The organism is Roseateles sp. 22389, from assembly GCF_052044995.1.
Classification (GTDB): domain Bacteria; phylum Pseudomonadota; class Gammaproteobacteria; order Burkholderiales; family Burkholderiaceae_C; genus Roseateles.
In genome coordinates this window covers 128488-139875 of record NZ_JBQEOF010000004.1, presented here as the reverse complement: position 1 = coordinate 139875, position 11388 = coordinate 128488, and the positions used below count along the sequence as shown (strand labels likewise).

At 71.9% G+C, this 11388-nt stretch carries 5 protein-coding genes and 1 pseudogene (1 of these 6 only partly in view); 2 read left to right on the top strand and 4 right to left on the bottom strand.

The genetic code is table 11. The features are described from left to right. Positions 1-824 (top strand): annotated as a pseudogene (locus ACTJKJ_RS07480) (MFS transporter) (it extends 482 nt beyond the left edge of the window). A gap of 207 nt (positions 825-1031) precedes the next feature. On the opposite strand, the gene ligA reads toward ACTJKJ_RS07480, so the two are convergent. The 3 genes from ligA to ACTJKJ_RS07465 form a co-directional block, all read right to left on the bottom strand. Beyond that, positions 1032-3119 (bottom strand): NAD-dependent DNA ligase LigA, encoded by a 2088-nt coding sequence (gene ligA, locus ACTJKJ_RS07475; protein WP_091724346.1) that lies wholly within the window; start codon positions 3117-3119, stop codon positions 1032-1034. Positions 3120-3202: 83 nt separating this feature from the next. Next, positions 3203-4513 carry a hemolysin family protein gene (locus ACTJKJ_RS07470; protein ID WP_255489488.1) on the bottom strand — a complete coding sequence of 437 codons (1311 nt, stop codon included), beginning with the start codon at positions 4511-4513 and terminating at the stop codon, positions 3203-3205. A gap of 93 nt (positions 4514-4606) precedes the next feature. Further along, positions 4607-5173: a SixA phosphatase family protein gene (locus tag ACTJKJ_RS07465; RefSeq protein WP_440820027.1), complete on the bottom strand. Its 567-nt coding sequence runs from the start codon at positions 5171-5173 to the stop codon at positions 4607-4609. A 141-nt stretch (positions 5174-5314) separates the two neighbouring features. Between ACTJKJ_RS07465 and ACTJKJ_RS07460 the strand changes: the two genes are divergently transcribed. Next, positions 5315-8929 (top strand): ATP-binding protein, encoded by a 3615-nt coding sequence (locus ACTJKJ_RS07460; RefSeq protein ID WP_440820026.1) that lies wholly within the window; start codon positions 5315-5317, stop codon positions 8927-8929. Here the strand turns inward: ACTJKJ_RS07460 and ligD are convergent. Further along, positions 8907-11297, bottom strand: coding sequence for a DNA ligase D (ligD, locus tag ACTJKJ_RS07455; RefSeq protein WP_440820172.1), 2391 nt, complete (start codon positions 11295-11297; stop codon positions 8907-8909). The genes ACTJKJ_RS07460 and ligD overlap by 23 nt on opposite strands. Between the last annotated feature and the right edge of the window lie 91 nt (positions 11298-11388).

The window sequence follows — 11388 nt, the reverse complement described above, 5'->3', positions numbered from 1 at the left end:
TCTGCCTGCCGGTCGCCGCCTGGATGATCGAGCGCTGGGGCTGGCGCGCGCCGCTGCTGCCGCTGGCCGTGCTGTGCCTGGGCGTGATGGCGCTGGTGCTGCTGTTCATGCGCGACCGGCCGTCGGACCTGGGCCTGGCGCCGTATGGCGCCGAGCCGGCCTCGGCGGCACCGGCACCGGCACCGGCACCGGCACCGGCCGCCCCCGCCACGCCCGCGGTGACTTGGCGCACGCCATTCGTCGCGCTGCGCGAGGCGTCGACGCAGCCGACCTTCTGGCTGCTCTTCGGCACCTTCTTCATCTGCGGGCTGTCGACCAACGGCCTGGTGCAGACGCATTTCATCTCGCTGTGCGGCGACTACGGCCTGGCGGCGGTGCCGGCAGCATCGGTGCTCGCGATGATGGGCGTGTTCGACTTCATCGGCACCATCGCCTCGGGCTGGCTGAGCGACCGCTACGACGCCCGCAAGCTGCTGTGCTGGTATTACGCGCTGCGCGGGCTGTCGCTGCTGTGGCTGCCGAGCGCGGAGTTCACGCTGTACGGGCTGTCGCTGTTCGCGGTGTTCTACGGGCTGGACTGGATCGCCACCGTGCCGCCCACGGTGCGCCTGACCGCCGAGCGCTTCGGCGCGGCGAAGGTCGGCATGGTGTTCGGGTGGGTCTTCGCCGGCCATCAGATCGGCGCCGCGGTGGCCGCGTACGGCGCGGGACTCAGCCGCAGCCTGCTGCTGAGCTATGCGCCCGCGCTCTACGTGGCGGGCGCCGCCTGCCTTCTGGCGGCGGGCATGGCGATGACCATCAGACGCCGGACTGCGGCAGGCTGATGGCCCTCACCCCTGCCCTCTCCCGCAAGCGGGAGAGGGAGTAAGAAGATCGCGGCCGGCATTGCCCCCTCTCCCGCTTGCGGAAGTCACACCGCCTGTGCTCGCTGCTCCCGCTCATGGGAATAACACCGGACGTACTCGCTCTTCTTTCCCCCTCTCCCGCTTGCGGGAGAGGGAGGGGTGAGGGCCAGCAGCCGGCGAAGGACGTCACCCCTCCCCGGCCAGCAGCGCCTGCAGCCCGGCCTCGTCGAGGATGGTCACTCCGAGTTCGCGCGCCTTGTCGAGCTTGGACCCCGCCTCCTCGCCCGCGATCACGTAGCTGGTCTTCTTCGACACCGACCCGCTGACCTTGCCCCCCGCAGCCTCGATCAGCTCCTTGGCCTCGTCGCGCGACAGCGTCGGCAGCGTCCCCGTCAGCACCAGCGTCTTGCCCGCCAGCGGCTGCGGTCCCGCCGGCGCGGCCGCGGCGCCATCGCTCTCGGGAAAGCTCACGCCCGCGGCGATCAGCTGCGCGACGACCTCCCGGTTGTGCGCCTCGGCGAAGAAAGCCGCGATGCTCCTGGCGACGATCGGCCCGACGTCCTTCACCGCGAGCAGTTGCTCCTCCGTCGCGTTCATCAGCGCATCCATGTTGCCGAAGTGCTTCGCCAGGTCCTTGGCCGTGGTCTCGCCCACCTGACGGATGCCCAGCGCGAAGAGGAAGCGCGCCAGCGTCGTGTGCTTGCTCTTCTCGAGCGCGTCGATCAGGTTCAGCGCGCTGCGGTCGCCCATGCGCTCCAGCGCGGTGAGCTTGGCCACGCCAAGCTTGTAGAGCCCCGGCAGGCTCGTCACGAGGCCGCCGTCGACGAGCTGGTCGACCAGCTTGTCGCCCAGGCCCTCGATGTCCATCGCGCGACGGCCGGCGAAGTGCAGCATCGCCTGCTTGCGCTGCGCCGGGCAGAAGATGCCGCCGCTGCAGCGGTGGTCGATGCCGCCTTTCTCGCGCACCACGTCGCTGCCGCAGATCGGGCAGTGCCTGGGCATGCGGAAGTTGGGCACGTAGTGCGCGCGCCTGGCGTCCACCTTGCCGACGACCTCCGGGATCACATCGCCGGCGCGCCGGATGATCACCTGGTCGCCGACGCGGATGCCCTTGCGACGCATCTCGAAGAGGTTGTGCAGCGTCGCATTGCTGACCGTCGTGCCGCCGACGAAGACCGGTTCCAGCTTGGCCACCGGCGTCAGCTTGCCAGTGCGCCCGACCTGGATCTCGATGCGGTCCAGCCTGGTCACCTGCTCCTGTGCCGGGTACTTGTGCGCGACCGCCCAGCGCGGCTCGCGCGACACGAAACCGAGCCGCCGCTGCAGCTCGCGGCTGTTGACCTTGTAGACGACGCCGTCGATGTCGAAGGGCAGCGCGTCGCGCTTCTCGCCGATCTCGCGGTGGAACTTCACCAGCCCTTCGGCGCCGCGCACCACCGCGCGGTCGGCGTTGACCGGCAGCCCGTAGGACTGCAGCGCGTCCAGCATCGCGCTGTGCGTGGCGGGGATGTCCCAGCCGCGCGTCTCGCCGATGCCGTAGGCGAAGAAGCTCAGCGGCCGCTGCCGCACCAGCGCCGGATCGAGCTGGCGGATCGCCCCCGCCGCCGTGTTGCGCGGATTCACGAAGGTCTTCTCGTTGTTGGCGCGCTGCCGCTCGTTGAGCTTCTCGAAATCGTCGCGGCGCATGTAGGCCTCGCCGCGCACCTCCAGCACCTCGGCCTTGGCGCCGTCGCCCCGCAGGCGCAGCGGAATCTGCTGGATCGTGCGCACGTTCTGCGTCACGTCCTCGCCGGTCTCGCCATTGCCGCGCGTGGCGGCCTGCACCAGCACGCCGCGCTCGTAGCGCAGGCTGATCGCCAGGCCGTCGAACTTGAGCTCGGCCGCGTATTCGACGGGCGCGGCCTGCTCGCCCAGGTCCAGTTCCCGACGCACGCGGGCGTCGAAGTTCTCGGCGCCGCTGGCCTCGGTGTCGGTCTCAGTGCGGATGGACAGCATCGGCACCACGTGCCGCACCGGCTCGAAGCCCTCCAGCACCGCGCCGCCGACCCGCTGCGTCGGCGAATCGGGCGTCAGCAGCGACGGATGCGCGGCCTCGATCGCCTGCAGTTCCTGGAACAGCCGGTCGTACTCGGCATCGGGCAGCGCGGGCGCGTCCAGCACGTAGTACAGGTGGGCGTGATGGTGCAGCTGGTCACGGAGTTCGGCGGCGCGGACGGCGGCCTGGTCGAGCGGAAGCGAAGCCGCGGAGGCTGTGGAAGCGGGCTGGGCAGTCATCCGCGCATTGTGGCGCAGGCAGGCCGCGCGGCCGTTGGTCAGGCCGTCCCTGGACACGCTGCCGGAGGGCCGGCGGCCGGGGGTCAGGCGCCCGTGTCAGTCGCCGGCGGCGCCGCGCGGGCGATCATGACCTGGTCGACGCGGTGGCTGTCGACGTCAACGACCTCGAAGCGCCAGCCGTGCCATTCCACGACGTCGGTCCGCTTGGGGATGCGCCGCAGCATCACCATCAGGAAACCGGCCAGCGTGTCGTACTGGCCCGGGTGCGGGAAGTCGTCCACGCCCAGCGCGCGCTGCACGTCCGGGATCGGCGTGATGCCGTCGGCCAGGAAGCTGCCGTCGTCGCGGCGGATGATCTGCTGCTCCTCCTCGTCGGTGGAGACCAGCGAGCCCATCACCGTGCTCATCACGTCGTTCAGCGTGATCACGCCCACCACCAGCGAGTACTCGTTGACGATGACCGCGAAGTCCTCATGCGCCTGGCGGAACTGCGTCAGCACCTCGGCCAGCGTCAGCCGGTCGGGCACGATCAGCACCTTCTTGACCAGCGCCGGCTCGGCGCGCAGCGAGATCACCTCGCCGCGCAGCACGCGCTGGAACAGGTCGGTCGCGTCGACGTAGCCGACCACCTGGTCGATCTCGCCGTCGCAGACCAGGTAGGTCGAGTGCGGCGAGTCCGCGATCCGCGTGCGCACCAGCGCCTCGTCGTCGTCGAGCGAGAAGTAGACGACGCGCTCGCGCGAGGTCATCGACGACTCCACGGTGCGGGTCTCGAGCTCGAGCACGTTCTCGATCACCTGCTGCTCCGCGGCCGCGACGACGCCGGCCTGCTGGCCCGCGGCGGCCATGGCGAGGATGTCGTCATGGGTGATGGTGTTGTCCGGCGTCATCGGCCGGCCGAGCAGCCGCAGCAGGCCGTCCGTGACCAGGCCCAGCGCCCAGGCGACCGGCCGCAGCAGCACGGTCAGGAACAGCATCGGCCGGATCAAGGCCAGCGCGACGCGCTCGGGTTCGTTCATCGAGAGCCGCTTGGGCAGCAGGTCCGCCAGCACGACGAACAGCGTCGTGACGCAGCCGAAGGACAGCGCGAAGGCCACGCGCTGCGCGGTGTCGACGTCGATCAGCGGCCGCAGCAGCGATTCGAAGTGGGGCGTCAGCGCGCCCTCGCCGACCACGCCGGCCAGGATGGCCAGCGTGTTGACGCCGATCTGCACCACGGTGAAGTAGTGGCCGGGCTGCTCCTGGACCTTCAGCACCTGCGCAGCCCGCGGGTCGCCCTCGTCCGCCATCTGCCTGAGCTTGAGCCGCCGCGACGCGGCCAGCGACAACTCCGCCATCGAGAAGAACGCGCTGGCGGCGATCAGCAGGAAGATGAGGAACAGGCTGGAACTCAAGGCAGCTTTCGCGGTGGGCAAGCCGCCAGTGTAGCGGGCGCCCCTGCAACGGCGCCCCGGCGCGAAGGCGCGGCGGCGAGGGCCCGCGGCGCATCACGGCAGGTCCGGCGATCGCACCGCCACCACCAGCACGCCGGGCCGGTCGCGGGCGTCGCGCTCGCAGCGCAGCCACCAGAAACCGCCCTTGCGCAGCCGCCAGGGCGTCGTGTCCGCGAGCCGGTCCAGCGGCACGCCGCCGACCAGGTGGGCGAGCGCCAGTCCCAGCGTCGGCTGGTGACCCACGACCATCACCGGCGCCGTCGCCTCGGCCCAGCCGGCGGCCTCGAGCAGCGCCCGCACGTCCCGCCTGGGCGCGAGCGCGTCGCTGGACACGACCTTGCGGCGCAGGTCCTGGACCGTCTGGCGCGTGCGCACCGCTGGGCTGACCAGCACGCGGGTGTCGCGCGGCAGGTGCCGGTCCAGCCAGTGCGCCATCTCGCGGGCCTGGCGTTCGCCGCGGCCGGTCAGCACCCGCGACAGGTCGTCCATGCCGGGCGCGGCATCGGCGGCCTCGGCGTGGCGCCACAGGATCAGGTCCATCGAATCGGCCATCGGGCGGGGCTCTCCAGCGCAGGTGCGGATGCGGATGCGGGTACGGGTGCGGATGGATGGCAGCGGCAAGCGCCGCTCCCAGCACCGCCGGTTCGCGTCCCCCATCGCCGTGGCGCTCCCCGCCGTCCAGGCAGGGCCGATGCGGGTGCGCCGCTTGCTAGGCGACGCCTAGACTCGACTGCCCCTGTCCCGACAAGGGAATTCCTGCCGATGCCCGTTCTGCCCGCCGGTCCCACCGGCCTGCCCCCCGAGGGCCGCAACGACGCGGCCGCACCGGTGCCCTCCTCCGCGCCGTCGCCCGGTGCACCGGCCGCGCCGCGCCGCGAGCACTTCCTGGACGGCGGTGGCGAGATGGGCGCGCGCATGCGGGCCCTGGACTGGACCCGCACGCCGCTCGGTCCCCCGGACGGCTGGCCGCGCTCGCTCAAGACGGTGCTGCGGATGATGCTGGACTCCCGCTACGCGATGTGGCTGGCGTGGGGCCCGGAGATGACCTTCTTCTGCAACGACGCCTACCTGCCGACGCTGGGCCTGAAGCGCGAGTGGGCGCTGGGCGCGCGCTCCGAGCGGGTCTGGGCCGAGGTCTGGGACGCCGCCTACAGCCGCATCCGTCATGTGCTGAGCACCGGCGAGGCGACCTGGGACGAAGGCCTGCTGCTGTTCCTGGAGCGCAGCGGCTTCCCGGAGGAGACCTATCACACCTTCTCCTACAGCCCGGTCCACGACGACGAACTGCGCGTCAACGGCATGTGGTGCGTGGTCACCGAGGTCACCGACCGCGTGATCGGCGAGCGCCGATTGCGGGTGCTGAAGGACCTGGCCACGCGCACCGTCGGCGTGGAGCAGCAGGACGACGTCGCGCGGCGCACCTGCGAGGTCCTGTCCGACTACCCGCTGGACCTGCCCTTCACCGCGCTGTACCTGACCGAGCCCGGCGGACAGTGGGCGCGTCGCGCCGGCTGCACCGGACCGCTCGGCCACGACGCGGCCGGCGAGACGTCGCAACGCACCGCCGCCGAGGCCTTGCCCGAGCGGCTCGACCTGGTCGATCCACCCGACGGCTGGCCGCTGCGCGCGCTGGTGGACGGCGCGCCGGCGCAGGACCTGCCGTCGATGGCGGCGCTGGGCGTGTCGCTGCGGCTGCCGGAGTGGCCGGAGCCACTCGAGCGCGCGGTCCTGCTGCCGCTCAAGAGCGCCGGCCGCGAGCCCGCCGGTTTCCTGCTGGCCGGCGTGAGCCCGCGACGGCCGCTCGACGAGGCCTACCGCAGCTTCCTCAACCTGGTCGCGGGCCAGCTCGCGGCGGCGCTGGCCGACGCCTCGGCCTACGAGGCCGAGCGGCGCCGCGCCGAGGAGCTCGCCCAGCTGGACCGCGCCAAGACGGCCTTCTTCTCCAACATCAGCCACGAGTTCCGCACGCCGCTGACGCTGATGCTGGGCCCGCTCGAGGACCTGGTGACCGCGCCCGACCTGAGCGGCCTCCAGCGCGAGCGCCTGGCCCTGGTGCTGCGCAACGCGTCGCGCCTGCAGCGCCTGGTGAACACGCTGCTGGACTTCTCCCGGATCGAGGCCGGCCGCGCGCTGGCGCGCTTCGAGGCCACCGACCTGGCGGCGCTCACGCGCGACCTGGCGAGCACCTTCCGCTCCGCCATGGAACGCGCCGGACTGGCCTTCGAGGTCGACTGCGCGCCGCTGGACCAGGCGGCCTGGGTCGACCGCGAGATGTGGGAAAAGATCGTCCTGAACCTGCTGTCCAACGCCTTCAAGTTCACCTTGCGCGGACAGGTCACGGTGCGCCTGCGCGGTCAGGGCCATGACCCGCGGCTCGCGGTGCTGGAGGTCGCGGACACCGGCGCCGGCATCCCCGCGGAGGAACTGCCGCGGGTCTTCGAGCGCTTCCATCGCGTGGCCGGCGCCGAGGGCCGCACCCATGAGGGCTCCGGCATCGGCCTGGCGCTGGTGCAGGAGCTGGTCAAGCTGCACGGCGGACGGATCGAGGCCTCCAGCGTGCAGGGCGAAGGCTCGCTGTTCCGCGTGCTGCTGCCGCTGGGCCGGCAGCCCGCATCGCCGGCGCGACCGGGTGGATCGGCGCCGCTCCCCGTCGCCGCGGCGGCCACCACGACCGGCGTCAATGCCACCACCCCCGGCGCGGCCACCACGACTGGCGCTCGCGCTTTCGTGGAAGAGGCGCTGCGCTGGCTCCCGGCGCCCGAGCCGGTGAGCGACGGCGAGCCCGGCCGCATCCAGGCGGGCGGTTGGGCCTCGGCCGACCCACGTTTCGCGGAGACCTTCGGCGCGCGGGTGATCGTGGCCGACGACAACGCCGACATGCGGGCCTACCTGCGCGACCTGCTGTCGCCCTGCTACGCGGTGGAACTGGCGGCCGACGGCCTGGAGGCGCTGGAGGCGGCGCGACGCGAGCCGCCTGACCTGGTCCTCAGCGACGTCATGATGCCGAAGCTCGATGGCCTGGCGCTGCTGGCCGCGCTGCGCGGCGACGCGCGGCTGGGCGGCGTGCCGGTGGTGCTGCTGTCGGCCCGCGCCGGCGAGGACGCCCGCATCGAGGGCCTGGATGCCGGCGCCGACGATTACATGATCAAGCCCTTCTCGGCCCGCGAGTTGCTCGCGCGGCTGGGCGCGCTGCTGGAACTGCGCCGGATGCGGCAGGCGGCGGAAGCGGCCTTCCGGCTGCGGACGGCGCAGTTCGAGACCCTGCTCAACGAGGCGCCGATGGGTGTCTTCCTGGTCGAGCACGACGGCACGGCGCTGCGCATCCGCGAGGCCAATCCGACCGCGCGCGCCACCTTCGGCGATCCGCCGGACCTGATCGGCTCGCGCTTCGATGCGCAGGTCGAGCGCCAGTGGGGCCACCCGCTGTCGGACCAGATCCTGGCGCTGTTCCAGCGCACCCTGGAGACCGGCGAGCCGTACCACACGCCGGAGTTCGTGCAGGAGCGCAGCGACCTGGGCGTGACCGAGGCCTACGAGTGGCAGATCAGCCGCATCCCGCTGGCCAGCGGCGCGCCGGGCGTCGTCTGCTACTACCGCGAGATCTCCGCCCACCTGAGGGCGCGGCGGCGGCTGGAGGCGGCGGACCGCCAGAAGGACCAGTTCCTGGCGATGCTGGCCCATGAGCTGCGCAACCCGATCGCGCCGATCCGCAGCGCCGGCGACGTGCTGAGCCGGCTGGGCCTGCCGGACGAGCGCTCGCGCAAGATGGTCGACATCATCCGGCGGCAGGTCGAGACGCTGACCCGGCTGGTCGACGACCTGCTCGACGTGTCGCGCATCACCCAGGGCCGGGTGGAACTGCAGCTCGGGCCAGTGCTGCTGCCCGAGGTCATCGCCCAGGCGGTGGAGACGGTGGAGCCGCTGATGCGGGAGCGCCAGCACCGGTTCTCGGTGACGCTCGGCGGCCCGCCGCTGCGGGTCTGGGGCGACCAGGCCCGCTTGATCCAGTGCGTGGCGAACCTGCTGACCAACGCCGCCAAGTACACCGACCCGCTGGGCCGCATCGAGCTCTCGCTGCGCGAAGAGCGCGGCCCCGACGGCGCCCCGGGCCAGGCGCTGATCACCGTCAGCGACGACGGCATCGGCATCCCGCCCAGTCTGCAGCTCACCATGTTCGACCTGTTCGTCCAGGGCGACCGCACCCTGGATCGCTCGCAGGGCGGCCTGGGCATCGGCCTGTCGCTCGTCAAGCAGCTGATCGGCATGCACGGCGGCCAGGTCGGCGTGCACAGCGAGGGCAGCGGCACCGGCGCCCGCTTCGAGCTGCGCCTGCCGCTGATGGACGCCCGGGCGCTCAGGGCAGTCCCAGCAGCTTGAGGCCGCGCGTCAGCGTCTGCCGCGTGCCCCAGTAGTCCTGCCAGGGATCCTGCTTCTGGAAGCTGAGCCGGTCGCGCGCATTGGCGATGGTCCAGTGGTCGGCGCGCTTGAGCTCGCCCAGCTCGTCCCAGTCGATCGGCATCGACACGCCCAGGCCGGGCCGCGCGCGGGCCGAGAAGGCGCAGGCGGTGGTCTGCCCTTCCCCGTTGCGCAGGTAGTCGGGAAAGATCTTGCCGACGCGGTTGCGCGGGCCGCTCTTGGCCGAGAACTTCTTCGGGAAGGTCTCGGCCAGGTGACGCACCACGGCCTGGCTGAAGGCCTTCACCGTGGCGTGGTCGTGGCGGCGGTCGAGCGGCACCACCACGTGCAGGCCCTTGCCGCCGCTGGTCTTGAGCCAGCTCAGCAGGCCCAGTTCCTTGAGCAGCGCGCGGGTGATGCGCGCCGCCTCCACCACCGCGCCGAAGGCCACGCCCTCGCCGGGATCGAGGTCGACGATGAGCCGGTCCGCGCGGTCGAGCCGGTCGTCCTGCGCGTTCCAGGTGTGGAACTCGATCGCGTTCATCTGCGTCATCTGCATCAGCGCCGCGGCGTCGGGGATCACGATGAGCTCGTCGCCCTCGACATGCTTCTGGAAGAACAGCTGGCCCTCGATGCCGTCCGGCGCCCGCACGATCGCCACCGGCCGGCGGCCCAGATGCGGCTGCATCCATTCGATGACGCTCTCGTAGTAGCGGACCAGCTCGATCTTCGTGTGGCCGGTGGACGGATCGATCACCCGGTCCGGATGCGTGATGCGCAACTGGCCCGACGGCGCGGCGGCGGCGGTGGCCGACCGCTTGTCCTTCGCTGTTGGGGACGCGCGCTTGGCCTCCTTCGCGGGCTTGACCTCCTCGGCGGGCTTCGCCGATTCGCGACCCACGTCGCGCGGCGCCTTGTCCACGCGCACGCCCTGGAACGAGGCGTGACGGACATGCCCGTCGGGCGTCCACTCGGCGAAGGCGACCTCGACCACCACCGTCGGTTTCACCCACCGGGCCACGCCGCCGCTGCGGCCGCTGAGCTTGGCCCAATGGCTGCGGGCGATCGTGGCCTCGTCGAAATGCGGCTGCTTGACCTCGAGCGCCGCCAGCTGCCGGTGCAGCTCGCCGGCGAGCTGGAGCGACCAGCCCGTGCCCACGCGGCCCGCGTACCGCAGCGCGCGGCCCTCGTAGTAGCCCAGCAGGAGGCTGCCGAGCGCCTTCGCGCCGTCGGACCGGTCGGTGAAGCCGACGACGACGAACTCCTGCCGCTGCTGGCACTTCAGCTTGATCCAGGCATCGCTGCGCGCGGAGACGTAGCTGCTGTCAGGGCGCTTCAGGATCAGCCCCTCGAGCCGCATCTGGCAGGCCGCGGCCAGCATCTCCTCGGGCGGCACCGCGAAGTCCTCGCTGAAGCGCAGCGGCCCGTCCTCCTGCCCGGCCATCAGCGCGCGCAGCACCGCGCGGCGGTCCCGCAGCGGCACCTCGCGCAGGTCGTGGCCGTTCAAGAACGGCACGTCGAAGAGGAAGTAGACGAGGTCCGCCGGCGTGCGGCGCTTCGGATGGCCGATCGCGTTCTGCAGCAGGTTGAAGTCGGGCGCGCCGTCGTCGCGCAGCACGACGATCTCGCCGTCGAGCCAGCCGTTGTCCAGACCCAGGCCAGCGACGGCCTCGGCCAGCGTGCCCAGGCGATCGGTCCAGTCGTTGCCGCCACGGGTGATCAGGCGCACCTTGCCCTTGTCGACCCGCGCCATCAGGCGGTAGCCGTCGAACTTGGCCTCGGCGATCCACTCGCCGGGCGGCGTGGCGCTCACCAGCGTCGCGAGCTGCGGCGGCAGCTCGGCCGGCAGCCGCGCCTTGCGCGCGCGGCTCAGGTCCGGGGTGGCGGCCGCGTTTTCTTCACTAGCCTCGCGCTCCTCGATCAGACCCAGCGGATGCTGGATCACGCTGTCGGGCAGCGCGAGGGTGACGTCGTAGTCCGCATGCGCGCGCTCGCGGCCATCGTGCTTCTTGATCAGCAGCCATTGCTCGCGCTTGGCGGCATCGCGGGAGGTCCGCACCAGCTGCCACAGCCCCGCCAGCTTCTGTCCATGCAGGCGGAACACCAGCTTGCCGTCGCGCAGGCCCTGCGCCGGATCGCCCTCGGGCTCCCAGGTGCCGTTGTCCCAGACGATGACCTCGCCGGCGCCGTACTGCCGCGGCGGGATGGTGCCCTCGAAGCCGCCGTAGGACAGCGGATGGTCCTCGACATGGATCGCCATGCGGCGCTCCTTGGGGTCGTAGGACGGTCCCTTGGGCACGGCCCAGCTCAGCAGCACGCCGTCGAGTTCCAGCCGGAAGTCGTAATGCAGGTGACTAGCCCAGTGCTTCTGGATGACGAAGGACAGCGCCTGCGGTNGGTGCCGCTTCGCCGGCTGCGGGCGGCACGCGCCGGCGCGGCCG